General features: G+C 69.4%; 16 protein-coding genes and 1 riboswitch. Of the genes, 4 read left to right on the forward strand and 12 right to left on the reverse strand.

Features of this window, described 5'->3' with window-relative positions; all coding sequences use genetic code 11:
* Window positions 1-59: 59 nt before the first annotated feature.
* Together NGB36_RS13530 and NGB36_RS13535 are read right to left on the reverse strand one after the other, a co-directional pair.
* Window positions 60-1,424 carry an NYN domain-containing protein gene (locus NGB36_RS13530; protein ID WP_255920479.1) on the reverse strand — a complete coding sequence of 455 codons (1,365 nt, stop codon included), beginning with the start codon at window positions 1,422-1,424 and terminating at the stop codon, window positions 60-62.
* A gap of 59 nt (window positions 1,425-1,483) precedes the next feature.
* Window positions 1,484-1,765 (reverse strand): hypothetical protein, encoded by a 282-nt coding sequence (locus NGB36_RS13535; RefSeq protein WP_255920480.1) that lies wholly within the window; start codon window positions 1,763-1,765, stop codon window positions 1,484-1,486.
* A 237-nt stretch (window positions 1,766-2,002) separates the two neighbouring features.
* Between NGB36_RS13535 and NGB36_RS13540 the strand changes: the two genes are divergently transcribed.
* Both NGB36_RS13540 and NGB36_RS13545 read left to right on the forward strand, forming a co-directional pair.
* Complete coding sequence (locus tag NGB36_RS13540; protein ID WP_255920481.1) at window positions 2,003-2,797, forward strand: rhomboid family intramembrane serine protease; 795 nt, start codon at window positions 2,003-2,005, stop codon at window positions 2,795-2,797.
* Window positions 2,794-3,075: an Lrp/AsnC family transcriptional regulator gene (locus tag NGB36_RS13545; RefSeq protein WP_255920482.1), complete on the forward strand. Its 282-nt coding sequence runs from the start codon at window positions 2,794-2,796 to the stop codon at window positions 3,073-3,075. The genes NGB36_RS13540 and NGB36_RS13545 overlap by 4 nt, the downstream gene beginning before the upstream one ends.
* Window positions 3,076-3,091: 16 nt before the next feature.
* Here the strand turns inward: NGB36_RS13545 and NGB36_RS13550 are convergent, their stop codons facing one another.
* From NGB36_RS13550 to ctaE, 6 genes are all read right to left on the reverse strand, one after another.
* Complete coding sequence (locus NGB36_RS13550) at window positions 3,092-4,459, reverse strand: aminotransferase class V-fold PLP-dependent enzyme (RefSeq protein WP_255920483.1); 1,368 nt, start codon at window positions 4,457-4,459, stop codon at window positions 3,092-3,094.
* Between the two features lie 219 nt (window positions 4,460-4,678).
* Window positions 4,679-4,795, reverse strand: a riboswitch (SAM riboswitch).
* An 84-nt stretch (window positions 4,796-4,879) separates the two neighbouring features.
* Window positions 4,880-5,944 (reverse strand): anthranilate phosphoribosyltransferase, encoded by a 1,065-nt coding sequence (trpD, locus tag NGB36_RS13555; RefSeq protein WP_255920484.1) that lies wholly within the window; start codon window positions 5,942-5,944, stop codon window positions 4,880-4,882.
* 448 nt (window positions 5,945-6,392) lie between these two features.
* On the reverse strand, window positions 6,393-8,039 hold the full coding sequence (qcrB, locus tag NGB36_RS13560; protein WP_255920485.1) for a cytochrome bc1 complex cytochrome b subunit: 1,647 nt from the start codon (window positions 8,037-8,039) through the stop codon (window positions 6,393-6,395).
* Window positions 8,036-9,103, reverse strand: coding sequence for a cytochrome bc1 complex Rieske iron-sulfur subunit (gene qcrA / locus NGB36_RS13565; RefSeq protein WP_255920486.1), 1,068 nt, complete (start codon window positions 9,101-9,103; stop codon window positions 8,036-8,038). The genes qcrB and qcrA overlap by 4 nt, the downstream gene beginning before the upstream one ends.
* On the reverse strand, window positions 9,100-9,906 hold the full coding sequence (qcrC, locus tag NGB36_RS13570) for a cytochrome bc1 complex diheme cytochrome c subunit (protein ID WP_255920487.1): 807 nt from the start codon (window positions 9,904-9,906) through the stop codon (window positions 9,100-9,102). The genes qcrA and qcrC overlap by 4 nt, the downstream gene beginning before the upstream one ends.
* An 86-nt stretch (window positions 9,907-9,992) precedes the next feature.
* Entirely contained in the window at window positions 9,993-10,613 is a 621-nt protein-coding gene (gene ctaE, locus NGB36_RS13575) for an aa3-type cytochrome oxidase subunit III (protein WP_255920488.1), read from the reverse strand.
* A gap of 273 nt (window positions 10,614-10,886) precedes the next feature.
* Here ctaE and NGB36_RS13580 point away from each other — a divergent pair, with 273 nt between their 5' ends.
* Entirely contained in the window at window positions 10,887-11,297 is a 411-nt protein-coding gene (locus NGB36_RS13580) for a hypothetical protein (RefSeq protein WP_255920489.1), read from the forward strand.
* A 22-nt stretch (window positions 11,298-11,319) separates the two neighbouring features.
* Here the strand turns inward: NGB36_RS13580 and NGB36_RS13585 are convergent, their stop codons facing one another.
* From NGB36_RS13585 to ctaC, 4 genes are all read right to left on the reverse strand, one after another.
* Window positions 11,320-12,639, reverse strand: a complete 1,320-nt coding sequence (locus NGB36_RS13585; protein WP_255920490.1) for a L,D-transpeptidase — start codon at window positions 12,637-12,639, stop codon at window positions 11,320-11,322.
* A gap of 212 nt (window positions 12,640-12,851) precedes the next feature.
* Complete coding sequence (locus NGB36_RS13590; protein WP_255920491.1) at window positions 12,852-13,250, reverse strand: cytochrome c oxidase subunit 4; 399 nt, start codon at window positions 13,248-13,250, stop codon at window positions 12,852-12,854.
* The gene (gene ctaD, locus NGB36_RS13595) at window positions 13,247-14,989 is read right to left on the reverse strand and encodes an aa3-type cytochrome oxidase subunit I (RefSeq protein WP_255920492.1); all 1,743 of its coding nucleotides are present in this window, start codon (window positions 14,987-14,989) and stop codon (window positions 13,247-13,249) included. Before ctaD ends, NGB36_RS13590 begins: the two co-directional genes overlap by 4 nt.
* Window positions 14,990-14,992: 3 nt before the next feature.
* Entirely contained in the window at window positions 14,993-15,982 is a 990-nt protein-coding gene (ctaC, locus tag NGB36_RS13600; RefSeq protein ID WP_255920493.1) for an aa3-type cytochrome oxidase subunit II, read from the reverse strand.
* 361 nt (window positions 15,983-16,343) lie between these two features.
* On the opposite strand from ctaC, the gene NGB36_RS13605 reads away from it, so the two are divergent.
* Window positions 16,344-17,759: a cysteine desulfurase/sulfurtransferase TusA family protein gene (locus NGB36_RS13605; RefSeq protein WP_255920544.1), complete on the forward strand. Its 1,416-nt coding sequence runs from the start codon at window positions 16,344-16,346 to the stop codon at window positions 17,757-17,759.
* Window position 17,760: the final 1 nt, after the last annotated feature.

Below are 17,760 nucleotides of genomic sequence, written 5' to 3' on the forward strand. Positions count from 1 at the left end.
GCGGAGAACCGACGGCAGATGACCGAAATTGGCCGAAAGCGAATGGCTGCAGGCCCGGATCACCCGCGGGCGAGACGCCTCAGCAGCAGGGTGGAGGCCACCGGCCGCGCCCCGGCCCGCGCCACACCGTCGGCCACCTCGCGATCGGCCGAGACGACGACGACCGGCCGCCCCGGCGGCTCGGCCCGCACCAGCCGGCGGATCAGCTCGTCCGCTGTCTCGCCCGGCTTGCTGAACAGCACCCGCACCCCGCGCGGCGGCGCCAGCAGCACCGGCGCCGACAGCTCCGCACCGTCGAAGACGCACGTCACCTCGGCCCCGGTCTGCGCGGCGAGCACCGCGAGCCCGCCGAGCAGCCGCAGCCGCTGCTTCTCCAGCGGCAGCGCCGGATAGCCGGTCTTCGTCACGTTGTAGCCGTCCACCACCAAATGCGCCTGAGGCAGTGCCAGCAGCTGGTCGAGAAGGGCGGGATCGTTCTCCGACAGCGCCCGCTGCGCGATGTCCTTCGGGCTTATCGTGCCCGGCTCGACCGCCTCCACCGAGTCGGCCGGGCGCCCTGCGACAGGCGGCAGCGCAAGCTCCCTGCGCAGCCCCTGCGCCGCGTCCAGCACCGTGTCGAGCAACAGCCGCAGCCGCATGTCCTCCAGGCTGCGCCCCTCGCGTACCGCCCGGCGGCTGGCTTCGAGCGCCGACTCGGCCTCCGCGAGCCTGGACCGCAGCCTACGCGCCTCGCCCTCGGCGGAGGCGATTTCGCTCGCCGCCGTGGCACGGGCCCGCGCCAGCTCCGCCTCGGCCTTGCGCAGCGCGGCCTGCCCCCGGCGGACGTCATTGGTGGCGCTGCGCAGCTTGCGCTGCAGGGAGTCGGCCTCCCGGCGCGCCTCCTCCAGCTCGGCGCGCACCTGCTGCACGTCGGACTGGGTGGTGGCGCGCAGCTGCGCCAGCTCCGCCTTGACCTGTTCCAGCTCCCTCGCGGTCTCCTCGCTCACCTGGTCGGCATGGGCGCGCTGCGCCTCCTCGCCCGCGGCGGCGACCAGCTTGGACCAGCCCGCGGGACGCAGCAGGTAGGCGGCGGCGGCGACGTCCAGCGGATCGGCGGCGGGCGGCGGGGTCCCGGCGTCGAGGGCACCGGTCAGCTCGGGCTGAGTCTCGCGCAGCCGGTCCGCGATGCGCTGCCGGAAGGCGGGATCGGTCTCGAGGGCGGAGGCGAGCGCGTTGGCGGCGAACTTCGCCCGCCGGGAGGGGGTGAACCGTGCGTACTGCCGCAGCTGGGCGGGGAGTTCGTTCGTGGTGAGCGAGCCGAAGGCGTCGGCCGCGAACGTCACCACCCGGTGGCGGACCCCTTCGGGCAGCGGCCGGTCGAGCGCCTCGTCAATGCCGCCGGCGCCTTCCGGCTCCGCCTGCGGATTGCCGCCCGTACGCTCCACCAGTCACTCCCGTCGTGTCCTCCCCCGCCGTACGTCCCTATTGTCCCGCCGGTTGTGCGTCAGGCCCGCCCCGGCCCGTCGCCCTCGTCCGCCCCACCGCTGTCCGCCCCCGTGCCGGGACGGTCCACGAGCTCCACCTGGTCGGCGGCATTGCACCAACGGCAGCGCACGGACTCCACGGTCTCGCTGAGCACCTCGCGCTCCTCGACCCTCGGCTCGCCCGCCAGGTCCAGGTGGACGTACTCGACCACCCGGGTAGAGCGGGTCACGTCGAATCGGGTGAGGTTGCCGCAGAGCGTGCAACGCCACCGCGTCGTGGCCGTCTGAAGGGGGACCGGCATCGCTTCGTCTCGCTTTCGTCGTCCCTGTGCGTACGTCTACATCACGTACGTCTACGTCCGTGTACGTGGCTCGGCGCCGCTGTCGCCCCTGCCGGCCGGCTTTGCGGCGGCAACCTCAGCTGGCCAGAAAAATGCGGTTGCGCTCCGGGTAACCCTACGGCCTGCGGCCGCCCTCGCGCTGGTGCACGTCGGCGAGGCTACCTATGACCGTTACGCCCGGTCCGTCATGATCGATGCATGCTGCCGCGTTTTCCGGCGGGACGGCCGGCAGGCCGGTCCGCGCCCCGCCGCCCTCCCGTGGTGACCTACGGCCTGATCGGCGTGTGCACGGTGGTCTTCGCGCTGAGCCCGGTCTCGGGGCTCGTACCGTCCCGTGGCTCCCCCCTCGCGCAGAGCTGTGCGCAGGCGATCTACTTCGACCGCTGGGGCGTCATCCCCGCCGAGCTGTGGCACGGCCTGCTCACCGGATCCGCGCTGGGGCTGCCGCGCGGCTGCGACACGCCACCGCATCTCGCCAAATCGCCGTTCCTCTCGGTGCTCACCGCGCTCTTCGTCCACGGCAGCTGGCTGCACCTGATGGGGAACATGCTGTTCCTGTACGTCTTCGGCGCCGGCGTCGAGCAGCGTCTCGGCCCGGTGCGCTACGCGGCCTTCTATCTGCTCGCCGGGTATCTGGCGACGTACGGCTACGCCGTCGCCAACGCCGGATCGACGCAGACGCTGGTGGGGGCGTCCGGCGCGATCGCGGGCGTGCTCGGCGCGTATCTGTATCTGCATCCCAGGGCCCAGGTGACGAGCGTCTTCCCGTTCCTGTTCTTCCTGCCACTGCGGTTCCCGGCCTGGCTGGTCCTGGGGTTCTGGTTCGTCCTGCAGTGGCTGGCGGCGCGCACCACCCAGACCGGCCCCGGCGTCGCCTACGTCGCGCACATCACCGGCTTCGCCTTCGGTTTCCTGTGCGCGGCGGCGTGCTACCGACAGCGGTCTAAGCTTGGCGGCGCGCGAGCCCCGACCCGAGGAGAGAGCCAGCCGTGATCACCGCGATCGTGCTCATCAAGACCAGCGTCGACAAGATCCCCGAGATCGCGGAGTCGATCGCCGCGCTCGACGGCGTCAGCGAGGTCTACTCGGTCACCGGAACCTACGACCTGGTCGCCATGGTGCGGGTGGGCCGCCACGACGACCTCGCGGACGTCATCCCGGGCCGGATCAACAAGATCCCCGGAGTGCAGTCGAGCGAGACCCACATCGCCTTCCGCACCTACTCCCAGCACGACCTGGAGGCGGCGTTCTCCATCGGCCTCGACAGCTGACGGTTCCCGTTCCCGTTCAGGACACCGGCACGCAACGGCCGTCCTCGGTGCGGTAGTTCCACTTGGCGCCGTCGCGCACCAGCTCGGCCACCGCGCCGAGGAACCGCTCCACGTGCTCGTCCGGCGTGCCGGCGCCGAAGCTCACCCGGATCGCGTTGAGCGAGCGCTCTCCCGGCTCCGCCTCGGGCGCCCCGCACTCGCCCGGCTCGTCGGGCTCGCTGCCGAGCAGAGTACGGACGAGCGGGTGCGCGCAGAACAGCCCGTCGCGCACCCCGATGCCGTACTCGGCGGAGAGCGCGGCCGCGAAGTGCGAACTGTTCCAGCCGTCCACCACGAAGCTGATCACGCCGACGCGCGGGCTGTCGTCGCCGAAGAGCGAGAGCACCCTCACCTGCCGGATGCGGGCGAGACCGGCGACGACGCGGCCGACCAGCTCCCGCTCGCGGGCGACGAGCGCGTCGAATCCGGCCTCGGTGAGCGCCCGGCAGGCGGAGGCGATCGCGTAGACGCCGATGACGTTGGGCGACCCGGCCTCGTGGCGGGCGGCGCTGGAATGCCACTCGACGTCCACGCCGCCGTCGTCCCGCCGCGCGACCTTCCTGCTGGCGCCGCCTCCGGCGAGGTACGGCTGCGCGACGCGCAGCCAGTCGGCGCGGCCCGCGAGCACTCCGGAGCCGAACGGGGCGTAGAGCTTGTGCCCGGAGAACGCCACGTAGTCCACGTCGAGTGCGGCGATGTCCACGGGGTGGTGCGGCGCCAGCTGGGCCGCGTCCAGCACGATCCGGGCACCGTGCGCATGGGCCGCGGCCGTCAGCTCCCGTACCGGCCACAGCTCGCCGGTCACGTTCGACGCACCCGTCACGCACACCAGCGCGGGGCCATGGGGCTCCCGGTCGGCGAGCGCCGCCTCCAGCGTCTCGACGGCCTGCCGCGGCGTGCGCGGCGCGGGCAGACAGGTGACGTCGCCGTCACGCCACGGCAGAAGCGACGCGTGGTGCTCGGTCTCGAAGACGTAGACGCGGGTCGCGTCCGGGATGACCGAGGCCAGCAGGTTGAGCGAGTCCGTCGTGGAGCGGGTGAAGATCACCTGGTCGTCCGGCCGGCAGCCGAGGAAGTCGGCGACCACGGCGCGGCTCTGCTCGAACAGGTCGGTCGACAGCTGCGACAGATAGCCTGCGCCGCGGTGCACGCTGCCGTAGTACGGGGCGTACGCGGCGACATCGTCCCACACCCGCTGCAGCGCGGGGGCGCTCGCCGCGTAGTCCAGTGCGGCATAGGTGACTTCGCCGCCGGTGACCAGCGGCACGAGAACATCACGCCCCAGAACGGGCAGCGGGGCACAAACCGTCCGGCCGGAGGCAGCGGAAACGTCGGAAACGGACATGGCGAACTCCAGAAGAAAGCAGGCGAATTCACAGAGGCGCCGCACGGCGGCGGCATCGGAGGTGTTGAGGCCGCGCCCGAATCCATGTCGCACGAACACCCGGCAGCGCCGGACTCAGGATTGGGCGAGGTCCTGGAAACGGGGGCCGTAGGCCCCTATCGCATTCGCTTGCTCAAGAAAAACTCCCGCGACAACCAGGACCCCTGGAGCTGCGCGAGGGGTCCGCGCTTGCCATAAGCCCTGCTGCTTACGGCCTGGTCATCACCCGGGGCACCCCGCCACGGACGGAGGGTTGCCGGACAGCGGGCCGGGGCCTTTTCGCTGTCGCTCGTGACCTGCGCAGAAGTATGCCATGTGATTGCGCGCCCGCAAGCGTGGTGTCCGCAGTGCGGACACCACGCGTACGTCGCACCGCCGCGCCTATGCGTTGCTCGCCGCCACCCAGCGCTCCAGCACGCGCTGGGCCGCGCCCGAGTCGATCGACTCGGCGGCACGGGCGATCCCCGCGGCGATCTGCTCTTCGAGCGCGCCCCCACCCACCTCCAACGCCACCAGCGCGGCAGCCGAGTTGAGCAGCACCGCGTCCCGTACCGGGCCCCGCTCGCCGGCGAGCAGCCGCCGCGCGACATCCGCGTTGTACGCGGCATCGGCTCCGCGCAGCGCCTCCACCGGGACGAGGTCGATGCCGACGTCCCTCGGGTCGAACGTGGTCGGCTCGACCTTGCCGTCCCGCACCTGCCACACATGCGAGGTGGCGGTGGTCGTCAGCTCGTCCAGGCCGTCGTCGCCGCGGAAGACCAGCGCCGAGGAGCCGCGCTCGGCGAGCACTCCGGCAAGGATCGGCGCCATCCGGGCATCGGCGACGCCGGTCGCCTGGGCGGTGACCCGAGCCGGGTTGGTAAGCGGGCCGAGGAAATTGAAGATGGTCGCGATGCCCAGCTCGCGGCGAGCGTTGATCACGTGCCGCAGTGCGGGATGGTGCTTCACCGCGAAGCAGAAGGTGATCCCGGCCTCCTGCGCGACCTGGACGACCCGCTGTGGGCTCAACTCCAGGTTGACGCCGAGTCGTTCGAGCACATCGGAGGCGCCGCTCGACGACGAGGCCGCCCGGTTTCCGTGCTTGACGACCTGCGTGCCGGTGCCGGCGACGACGATCGCCGACATCGTCGAGATGTTCACCGTCTTGGCCCGGTCACCTCCCGTGCCGACGATGTCGACGGCGGGACCGGGGACCTCGATGAGGTTCGCGTGTGCGTACATCGTCCGTACGATCCCGGAGACCTCCTCGACCGTCTCGCCCTTGGCTCGCAGGGCCACCGCGAAGCCTGCGATCTGGGCGTCGGTCGCCTCGCCGTTCATGATCCGATCCATCGCCCAGGCGGTGTCCTCGCCGCCCAGGTCCTGCCCTGCGAGCAGCGCGCTCAGCACGTCCGGCCAGGTGCGAGCCGCCATGGTGTCGCCTCCGGCTGGGGTCTGGGCGTTCATGGTCCACGCTCCTGGTCGTCGAGGTCTCCTGCCGGGGTCAGGCCCCGGGTGCTCCCGAGCCTAGCGGCGCGCACCCACCCGGCGACGCCACGCCCGCACTGCGGACCCGGGCCGAGTAGCCCGAGTAGTCGGGCAGGTCGAGAGCGGGACCGTCCGTCCGAGCGCGGCCCGGAGCAGCAACAGGTCCTCCACGGTGACATCGGGGCGCATCGCGCCAACGCCGACCTGGTGAGAGACTGCCGGCGGGTCGCCGTGCTGGCCCCGATTCCCAAGGCACCCGGCGCGAGCCCGAGCGCCGCCGAGCAGGTGGCCTCGCTGCGGCAGGGCGGCCGCGCACGCCGAGCAGATCCGCATCGTGTGGCACGGCTGAGTTCCCGGCCACACACCAGGGCCCGTGACCTTGAAGGTCACGGGCCCTGGTGTGTGGCGTCAGCCGGGCGGCCGTCGGTCAGTGGTGGCCGTGGCCGCTGGTGATCTCCTCGTGCTCCTCGACGGTCGGCTTCGGGATCTGGCTGCCCTCGCCGTAGAAGCCCTGCGACAGCTTCGCCCGCATCTTGGTCATCGTGCCGATCTTCCGCCGGACACCGTTCTCGTCGACCTCAGGCCCGACCTCGATCGGCTGCGGCTGCTCATGCTGGGTCAGCGTGTACAGCGTGTCCTGCGGCAGCGGCTCGTGCACCTCGATGAACTCACCATGGGGCAGCCGCTTGATCACACCGGTCTCCCGGCCGTGCAGCACCTTGTCCTTGTCACGCCGCTGCAGACCCAGGCAGATCCGCTTGGTGGCGACGAACGTCAGCAACGGCAGCAGGAAGAACCCGATCCGCACGAACCACGTCACCGCATTGATCGACAGGTGGAAGTGCGTGGCCACGATGTCGTTGCCGCCACCGAGCAGCAGCACCAGATACCAAGCGATCCACGCCGCACCCACACCCGTACGTACCGGGTGGTTCCGCGGACGGTCCAGGATGTGGTGCTCACGCTTGTCACCGGTCACCCACGACTCGATGAAGGGGTAGACAGCGATCGCCGCCAGTACGAGCGGGAAGATCATCAGCGGCACGAACACGCCCAACTGGAGCGTGTGGCCGAGGAAGTTGATCTCCCAGCCGGGCATGGCGCGGATCAGGCCCTCGGAAAAGCCCATGTACCAGTCGGGCTGGGCGCCGGTGGAGACCTGGTCCGGCCGGTACGGGCCGTACTCCCAGATCGGGTTGATCGACGCCAGCGCCGCCATCCCGGCGATCACGCCGAACACCAGGAAGAAGAAACCACCCGCCTTGGCCATGTACACCGGCAGCAGCGGCATGCCGACCACGTTCTTCTCCGTGCGGCCGGGACCGGGGAACTGCGTGTGCTTGTGGTAGAAGACCAGGATCAGGTGCGCCACCAGCAGACCCGCCATGATCCCCGGCAGCAGCAGGATGTGGATCGTGTAGAACCGCGCCACGAAGTCATGGCCCGGGAACTCCCCGCCGAACAGGAACATCGACAGGTAGGTGCCCACGATCGGCACCGACAGGATCGCGCCCTCCATGAACCGCACACCGGTACCGGAGAGCAGGTCGTCGGGGAGCGAGTAGCCGGTGAAGCCGGTGAACATGCCCAGCACCAGCAGCAGGAAGCCGAACAGCCAGTTGATCTCACGCGGCTTGCGGAACGCGCCGGTGAAGAACACCCGCATCATGTGAACCAGCATCGCGGCGATGAAGACGATCGCCGCCCAGTGGTGGATCTGGCGGATCAGCAGACCGCCGCGCACCTCGAAGCTGATGTTCATCGTCGAGGCGAACGCCTCGGACATGCGGATGCCCTGCAACGGCACATACGGCCCGCTGTAGACCACCTCGTTCATGCTCGGGTGGAAGAACAGCGTCAGGTACACACCCGTCAGGATGATGATGATGAAGCTGTAGAGCGCGACCTCACCCAGCATGAACGACCAGTGGTCGGGAAAGATCTTGCGCATGTTCGCCTTGGCCAGGCTGTAGATCCCCAGCCGGCCGTCGGCCCAGTCCGCCACCCGCTCACCGGCAGGAGCCTTCCCCCGCCTCGCAGTGGCGTCGTTCGTCGCGTGGCTTGCAGTGCTCATCCGCGCTCCCAGAAGCTCGGGCCGACGGGTTCGGTGAAGTCGCCGAGTGCCTCGAGGTTGCCCTGCGCGTTCACGCCGATCTGCAGCTGCGGCAGGGCGTGTCCGGCCGGGCCGAAGATCACGCGGCCGCCGTCGGAGAGGTCGAACGTCGACTGGTGGCAGGGGCAGAGCACGTGGTGGGTCTGCTGCTCGTAGAGGCTGATCGGGCAGCCGACGTGCGTGCAGATCTTGGAGAACGCCACGATGCCGTCGTGCGACCAGTCGAGCTCACGCTTGTCCTTGATGTCCTGCGGGTGCAGGCGGACGAGCATGAGCGCGGCCTTGGCCAGCTCGGTCTGGTAGTTGGGGTCGTCCTCGCTGAAGCCCTGCGGCTGCGCGAAGGTCAGTGAGCCGACCTGGATGTCCTCGGGGCGTAGCGGCTGATTGGTGTTCATGTTCATCAGCTCGAGGCCCTTGCGCCACGCGGTGTGGCGGAGCTTGTCCTCCGGCAGCGGGCCGAGGTCGCGCAGGAGCACGAGCCCGGAGAGCGGCACCATGGCCAGCGCGCCGAACATCGTGTTGCGGATCAGCTTGCGGCGGCCGAACTGGCTCTCCTTGGCGCCCTGCCTGAAGTCGGCCAGTACCTGGGCCTTGACCTCGGGCTCGGCCTCGATCGGGTGACGCTCTTGGGGCATCTCCTCGTCGGACATCAGCGTGCGGGCCCAGTGGACCGCGCCGGCGCCGATGCAGAACAGGGCGAGGCCCAGCGTGAGCCCGAGGGCGAAGTTCAGCGCGCTGACGTGCCCGAACGGGAAGATGTAGACGATCTTGTCGATCGGCAGGGCCACATACGACGCGATGAAGCCGACGGTGGCCAGCATCGAGATCGTGAACAGCAGCGCCACGGTGCGCTCTGAGCGCTTAGCGGCCTGCTCGTCGATGTCCTGGCGGCGCGGCTCGTGGGGCGGCAGACCAGGGTCGGCGAACGGGCCGTCCGTGACCGCTACCGTCCCCTCGTGCCCGCTTGTCCGCTCAGGGAACTTTTCTTCTGACATGTCCTCGTGGGATCCAGGCTGGCTACTCATGACTTCCTGGCCTTCGTGGTCCGAGCGGCGACCCAGACCGCCACGGCGATCATCGCGCCGAGACCGAAGATCCAGCCGAACAGGCCCTCACTCACCGGGCCGAGGCCACCGAGCTCCAGGCCGCCCTCGCTGGGCGAGCTGCTCGAGTCGACCTTGCCGAGGTAGGCGACGATGTCCTTCTTGTCCTTCTCCGGCATGGTGCTGTCGGGGAAGGACGGCATGTTCTGCGGGCCGGTGAGCATGGCCTCGTAGATGTACTTCGGCGGGATGCCGTTGAGGGTGGGGGCGAACTTGCCGTTCGACAGCGCACCACCCTTGCCGGACGCGTTGTGGCACTGCGCGCAGTTGGTGCGGAACAGCTGGCCGCCGTTGGCGATGTCCGCGCCGTCCGGGCTGTACTGCTGCTTCGTCGGGATCGACGGGCCGGGGCCGAGCGAGGCGATGTACGCAGCCAGCTGGTCGATCTGCGTCTGGTTGTAGATCGCCTTCTTACGCGGGATCTGCGCGCCGGGCTGCTGGGCGGGCATGCGGCCGGTGCCGACCTGGAAGTCGACCGCCGCGGAGCCGACGCCCACCAGGCTCGGGCCGGTGCTCGTTCCCTGCCCGGAGGCGCCGTGGCAGGTAGCGCAGCCGACGGAGTAGAGCTTCTTGCCCTCCTCGATGGCGAGGGACTGGGATGAGTCGGCCTGCGCCTTCTCAGCCGGCGCGAAAGCGGCGTACAGCCCCCCGGTGGCCGCGAGCGCGAAGAGTAGGACGACGAGCGCGGCCAGCGGGTGGCGCCGTCGTGCGGAGAGCTTTTTCACGGATTACCCCGGTGTCAGGATCTTCTACGTCGATGCTTCTGAAGGGGTCCCCCCGCTGAGCAGGGGGAGGGCCCGGTGCGAGCCCGTTACTTGATCAGGTAGATCGTGGCGAAGAGGCCGATCCAGACGACATCGACGAAGTGCCAGTAGTAGGACACGACAATCGCCGCCGTGGCCTGTTCATGGGTGAACCTCCTGGCCGCGTACGTCCTGCCGAGGACCAGCAGGAAGGCGATCAGACCGCCCGTCACGTGCAACCCGTGGAAGCCGGTGGTCAGGTAGAACACCGAGCCGTAAGGGCTGGAGCTGAGCGAGAGGCCGTCGTTCCTGACCAGGTCCGTGTACTCGAAGATCTGGCCGCCGATGAAGACCGCGCCCATGATGAAGGTGATCGTGAACCACCGGCGGAGCTTCTTCACGTCACCGCGCTCGGCGGCGAAGACGCCGAGCTGGCAGGTGAGCGAGGAGAGCACGAGCACCGTGGTGTTGCACGACGCGAACGGCACGTTCAGATGGTCGTTCTGGCTGTGCCAGAAGGCCGTCCCGGTCACAGACCGCAGGGTGAAGTACATCGCGAAGAGGGCCGCGAAGAACATCAGCTCGGAACTCAGCCAGATGATGGTTCCGACGCTGGTGAGGTTCGGCCGGTTGACCGACGGGTGCGCGTGCCCGGTTTCTACTGCTGTTGCTGTCGCCACGACCGACATTATGTCGGTCGCTTATCTCGTGCTGACTCCGGGGGGTACCCCTCGGTGTGTCAAGGCACTCCGGGGTACTCGCGTGGCGTATCGCAGGAGTCCCCCGAAGGAGCGAAGAGAGGCGGAAGCGCAGGTGGTGACGGGCCGTCGGCAAGGGCCCGGATCCGCGGCGCGGCGGTCGATGGTGCGGTTCCGGTGTGACCGAACCCTCCTCGGGCACGTTGTCCGGGGAGTAGCATCCAGGCGTCCGCGCTGCGAACCCTCAACGAGGAGGCACCGCCCATGGAGCAGGCACCCGCCACGGTGCTCGTCTACAGCGACGACAGGAACGTCCGTGAGCAGGTCCGTCTCGCCGCCGGGCGCAGGCCCGCCGCCGACGTGCCGCCGGTGGAGTTCCTCGAATGCGCGACCCAGCCCGCGGTGCTGGCCGCGCTCGACCGGGGCGGTATCGATGTCTGCGTGCTCGACGGCGAGGCCGTGCCGTCCGGGGGCATGGGCATCTGCCGCCAGATCAAGGACGAGATCTTCCACTGTCCTCCGGTGCTGGTGCTCATCGGGCGGCCGGAGGACGCGTGGCTTGCGACCTGGAGCCGGGCCGATGCCGTGGTGACGCACCCGATCGACCCGGTGGCCCTCGCGGACGCCCTCGCCGGCCTGCTGCGCAACCGCCTGACGGCCTCCAACAACGGCTAGGCCGGACGGGCAGGCCTGAGGGCTACCGCTGCGGTGTGAGGCGGGCGGGGGTTCCGCCGCGCCCCCCGACTGCGTTGCTGTGGGCGCTCAGCGCGGCCTGCTCGGCCGGGGTGCCGCGCGTGCTCTCACCGCTCTGGCCCTGTATCGCGCTGCCCTTCTTCCACTGGTCCCAGGACAGGTTCCAGTCACCGAAGCCGTTGCCGAACGGCTCCATCTTGGCGCCGTTGCTGTTGACGACCTGCACTATGTCGCCCGGCCGCACCTCGTTGAAGAACCAGTGCGCGTTGTCGGTGCTCATGCCCGTGCAGCCGTGGCTGACGTTGGCCGAGCCCTGGGAGCCCACCGACCAGGGTGCGGCATGCACGAACTCGCCGCTCCAGGTGAGCCGGACGGCCCAGTAGACCGGCAGGTCGTAGGAGTTGGAGCTGCCGTCGGGGATGCCGATGGTGCTGCTCTTCATCCGCACGAAGGCTTCCCGGTCGATGACCACCTTGATACCGTTGCGCGTCTCGAAGCCCGGTTTGCCGGTAGTGATGGGTATGGTCCGTTCCGTCTGGCCGTTGCGGCTGATGGTGAGTTCGTGTGCGCCGGCGTCGGTGACGGCTATGACCTTGTCGCCGGTGTGCATGGACAGCGGTGCGGAGGGGCCACCGTAGACCTTGCCCCAGATGCGCTGGCCCTCCAGGGAGCTGGAGACGTATATGTCCGTGTTCGCGGGCCAGTAGTCGCGCGGCCGGAAGTGCAGGGTGCGGTCGTCGACCCAGTACCAGGAGCCCACGACGGCCGGGGAGCTGGTGACGTGCAGCGAACGCTCGACGACGGCACGGGCTGCAGCGCCCTTGACCGGGCTGCTGAGCGCGGCGGTGATCGGCTGTCCGACCCCGTAGGTACCGGCGTCGGGGCCGAAGGTGACGCGGATGGTGTTGTCGGCCGCCTTGGTGTCGAAGCCGATGGTCTGCAGGCCCGGCCGGTGGTCGGAGTTCTCCGTGCTCACCCGGACGGTGTAATGCACCCCTGGGACGAGCTGAGAGGTGCTGTGCCACGACTTGTCGTCGGCGCCGAGTTCGCCCCGCACGTAGCGGCCTGTGCCGTCCGTGGCGGTGACGTCGGTGATCCGGTTGCCCCCCTTGATGGCTATCTGCAGCGGCTTGGTCGGGTCGGCCTGCTTGGCACCGTCCGGATCGCTGTAGGTGACCTGTCCGGTGGCGTCGTAGGGCTTCCCGGCCTGCGGGTTCCCCCCCGAACTGCTGCAAGAAGTGGTGAGCCCCGCCGTCAGAGGCGCGAGAAGCGCGAGATACGAGGCGCGGCAGAGCGCCGACCGGCATCGAGGAGTGTGGCTCATGGTCACACGGTAAGAAGAATCACCCCACTCGGCGCGTTGCGTACCGTCAAATGGGGCACGCCGCGCATCAGGGGGTTTCCGCTCCGGGCGCATCCCGCCGTTGCCGCCGTTGACGAGCACGCGCCGCCCGTACGGACGAGGCCGGGGCCCGGACGCCGTCGTGGCGCCCGGGCCCCGGCCCGGTGTACTAGTGGTGCAGGTGCGGGTGCGGATCAGTAGCGCTGGTCCTCGCCCCGGTAGTACTCGAAGACCCATCCCCACAGAGCGATCAGGATGACCGGCACGGAGAAGTAGAGCAGCCACCAGCCGAAGATGACGCCCATGAAGGCCAGCGCACCGCCGATCCCGAGGAAGAGCGGCTGCCAGCTGTGCGGGCTGAAGAAGCCCAGCTCACCGGCGTCGTCGGCGACATCTGCGTCCTCGCGGTCCTGTGCACCGGTGTCGGCGCGGCGCGCGGTGAAGGCCAGGTAGTAGCCGATCATCACGCTCAGGCCGAAGGCCATGAACAGGGCCGTAGTGCCGGCGGTCTCGTGCGACCACAGGCCGTAGATGATGGCGACGGCGAGGATGAACACCGCCAGCCACAGGAACATCTTGCCCTGGAGCTTCACTTGCCGGCCTCCTTGCCCTCGGCGCCGGCCAGGGCCGCCTCCTTGCCGTGCTGCTCCAACTGGTCGAGCGCGGCGATCTCCGGGTGATGGAGGTCGAACGCCGGGGATTCGGAGCGGATCCGCGGCAGGCTGGTGAAGTTGTGCCGCGGCGGCGGGCAGGAGGTTGCCCACTCCAGCGAACGGCCGTAACCCCACGGGTCGTCGACCTCGACCTTCTTGCCGTACTTCGCCGTCTTCCACACGTTGTAGAGGAACGGCAGGATCGACAGGCCGAGCAGGAACGAACCGATAGTGGAGACCGTGTTGAGCGTGGTGAACCCGTCGGAGGGCAGGTACGAGGCGTAGCGGCGCGGCATGCCCTCGACGCCCAGCCAGTGCTGGACGAGGAAGGTGGTGTGGAAGCCGATGAAGAGCGTCCAGAAGGTGATCTTGCCGAGCCGCTCGTCGAGCATCTTGCCGGTCATCTTCGGCCACCAGAAGTGGAAGCCGGCGAACATCGCGAAGACGACGGTACCGAAGACCACGTAGTGGAAGTGGGCCACCACGAAGTACGAGTCGGAGACGTGGAAGTCCAGCGGCGGCGCGGCCAGGATGACTCCGGTCAGACCGCCGAAGGTGAACGTGACCAGGAAGCCGATCGTCCACAGCATCGGGGTCTCGAAGCTCAAGGACCCCTTCCACATCGTGCCGATCCAGTTGAAGAACTTCACGCCGGTCGGCACCGCGATGAGGAACGTCATGAAGGAGAAGAACGGCAGGAGCACACCGCCCGTGACGTACATGTGGTGCGCCCAGACGGTGACCGACAGACCCGCGATGGTGATCGTCGCACCGATCAGGCCGATGTAGCCGAACATCGGCTTACGGCTGAAGACCGGGATCACCTCGGAGATGATGCCGAAGAACGGCAGCGCGATGATGTAGACCTCGGGATGGCCGAAGAACCAGAACAGGTGCTGCCACAGCAGCGCACCGCCGTTCGCCGCGTCGAAGACATGCGCCCCGAATTTGCGGTCCGCCTCCAGCGCCAGCAGCGCGGCGGCGAGCACCGGGAACGCGATCAGCACCAGCACACCGGTGAGCAGCACGTTCCACACGAAGATCGGCATACGGAACATCGTCATGCCGGGTGCGCGCATGCAGATGATCGTGGTGATGAAGTTGACCGAACCGAGAATGGTGCCGAAGCCGGAGAGGGCCAGACCCATGATCCACATATCGGCGCCGACGCCCGGCGAGCGGACCGCGTCCGACAGCGGGGAGTAGGCGAACCAGCCGAAGTCCGCGGCGCCCTGCGGGGTGAGGAAGCCGCCCACCGCGATCAGCGAGCCGAACAGGTAGAGCCAGTAGGCGAACATGTTCAGCCGCGGGAACGCCACATCGGGCGCACCGATCTGCAGCGGCATGATCCAGTTCGCGAAGCCGGCGAACAGCGGCGTCGCGAACATCAGCAGCATGATCGTGCCGTGCATCGTGAACGCCTGGTCGAACTGCTCGTTCGTCAGGATCGTGTTGTCCGGCTGCGCCAGCTGGGCGCGCATCAGCAGCGCCATGATGCCGCCGATGAGGAAGAACGCGAACGACGTCGTCAGGTACAGCGTGCCGATCGTCTTGTGGTCGGTGGTCGTCAACCACTTCACAGCCGCGATGCCCGGCTGCTTCCGCCGCACGGGCGGGTGGTCCGCGACAGCGGTTCCGCCCCCCGCCGCGGCACCCTGGGATTCGTTAAGGATGCTCACTTGTCAGCCTCCGACGGTGGTGGACACCGGCTGCTCGTTCGTCTTGGCGTCACGGGTGTTGCCCGTCGTCCCGATGCCCGCCGGGACGTATCCGGTCTGGCCCGCCTTCGCCAGGTCGGCCAGGTGCGCCTCGTACTGCGCGGGGGTCACGACCTTGACGTTGAACAGCATCCGGGAGTGGTCGACACCGCAAAGCTCGGCGCACTTCCCCCTGAAGGTGCCCAGCTTGTTCGGGGTGACCTGGAACTGGTTTGCGTGACCCGGGATGACGTCCATCTTCATCAGGAACGGAATGATCCAGAAGGAGTGGATGACGTCGCGCGAGGTCAGGATGAACTTGACCGACTGGCCCTCCGGAAGCCACAGCGTCGGGCCGGGGCTCGGGTTGCCCGGGGTCCACTCACCGGGGGTTCCGGTCTCGTAGACGCCACCGGCCTTGCCGTTGTCCGCCGATCCCTGCAGCAGGGCCGGAGGAATGGAGGACAGCTCGGCCGGGACGGTGCTGTGAGTCGGGCTGCCGGGCACGTTCTCGATGTAGTTGAAGCCCCAGCTCCACTGGTAGCCGACCACGTTGATGACGTGGTCGGGCTTCTTGGAGACTTCGAGGAGCTTGGACTCGTCGCGGGCGGTGAAGTAGAAGAGGACCGCGACGATGACGAGGGGGACCACGGTGTACAGCGCCTCGATGGGCATGTTGTACCGGGTCTGCGGGGGAACTTCCACCTTTGTCCGGCTGCGCCGGTGGAAGATCACGCTCCACATGATGAGGCCCCAGACGAGCGCACCGGTCGCCAGCGCGGCGGCCCAGGAGCCCTGCCAGAGCGAAAGGATCCGCGGTGCCTCTTCCGTGGCGGGGCTCGGCATGCCGAGGCGGGGGAAGTCCTTGTAGGAGCAACCGGTTGCGGTCACCAGGACCAGGCCCGCGGCCAACGCCTGCGGCAACCGCCGCCGCATCGGGCGCCGCGACTTGCGGTCGGAGCCGTTGGGACTCACGTAGCGCCTTCCCGAGAGTCTCGCCCGCGCGTCCGGGTACCCGGCCGGTTGCGATCGGTCGGCGCCCTGGCGCAGGCAGGGTGTGGATGTTTATGCGGACCAAACCCTACTGGACGCTTTTTGGGGCCCCGCATGGAGGGGTACCAACGCGCCGGTGCCGCGCGCGTAAGGCCCCCGAAGGAGTGGTGATGCGATGTCAGCCGGCTCCGGCGGCGGGCCTGACTCCGCACGCCATCCGGCACGGCGCCGCTCCCGGTTCCGTGTCTGTCCAGTGCGTGTCTGCCCAGCTTGCGAGGGGTGAGCGTGCTCGGCCGGGTGCACCCCGGAACGCTCGGCCAAGCGGAGCGCTAGCGTGAATGACGTGGTCTACTTCGATGCGGCGTCCACCGCCCCCCTCCATCCCGTGGCCCGCCAGGCGCTCCTCGCGGCGCTGGACGAGGGGTGGGCGGACCCCTCGCGGCTGTACCGCGAGGGGCGCCGCGCCCGCATGCTCCTGGACGCGGCACGTGAGACCGCCGCGGAGGCGGTCGGCTGCCGGGCGGACGAGGTGGTCTTCACCTCTTCGGGGACCCGCGCGGTCCACACCGGGATCGCCGGCGCGCTGGCGGGCCGCCGTCGTGCCGGCCGCCACCTCGTGGTCTCCGCCGTCGAACACTCGTCCGTGCTGCACGCCGCGGAGGCACACGAAGCCGCTGACGGCGGCGACGTCACCCGTATCGCTGTGGACCGCTCCGGCCGCGTCGCTGCTGACGATTACCGCTCGGCGCTGCGCGGCGACACCGCGTTGGCCTGTCTGCAGTCGGCCAACCACGAGGTGGGCACCGTCCAGCCGGTGGCCGAGGTCGCGGAGGTGTGCCGTGCGGCGGGGGTGCCGCTGCTGGTCGACGCGGCGCAGTCGCTCGGCTGGGAGCCCGTGGGCGGGGACTGGTCGCTGGTGGCCGCCAGCGCCCACAAGTGGGGCGGACCGGCCGGAGTCGGACTGCTCGCGGTGCGCAAGGGCGTGCGGTTCGCCGCACCAGCGCCGGCCGACGAGCGGGAACACGGGCGTGCGCCGGGGTTCGAAAACCTCCCGGCGATCGTCGCCGCCGCGGCCTCGCTGCGGGCCGTACGCGAGGAGGCGGTCGCGGAACGGGCGCGTCTGACCGCGCTGGTCGACCGCATCCGTGCGCGCGTTCCCGAGCTGGTGCCGGACGTGGAGGTCGTCGGCGACCCGGTGCGGCGGCTGCCGCATCTGGTGACGTTCTCTTGTCTCTATGTCGACGGCGAGGCCTTGTTGACGGAGCTGGACCGGGCCGGTTTCGCGGTCTCCTCCGGTTCGTCGTGCACGTCGAGCACGCTGACGCCCAGTCATGTGCTGCGGGCGATGGGCGCGCTGTCGGAGGGCAACGTCCGGGTGTCGCTGCCCCGCGGCGCCTCCGAGGCCGATGTCGACCGCTTCCTCGACGTGCTGCCGGGTGTCGTACGGCGGGTGCGGGAGCAGCTGGGGGCGCCGGCCGCCGCCGAGCCGGAGGTCACGGACGAGGAGTCCGGGCTGGTGATCGACACACTCGGCAAGCGGTGCCCCATCCCGGTGATCGAGCTCGCGAAGGTGATCGCGGACGTGCCGGTGGGCGGCCTGGTCACCGTGGTCTCCGACGACGAGGCGGCGCGTCTGGACATCCCCGCATGGTGCGAGATGCGCGACCAGGAGTACGTGGGCGAACGGGATGCGGTGCACTGGGAGCACCTCCCGCCGGAGGCAGCGGGAGTTGCGTACACCGTGCGCCGCCGCACATGAC

It is taken from the genome of Streptomyces humicola, assembly GCF_024436035.1.
Classification (GTDB): Bacteria; Actinomycetota; Actinomycetes; order Streptomycetales; family Streptomycetaceae; genus Streptantibioticus_B; species Streptantibioticus_B humicola.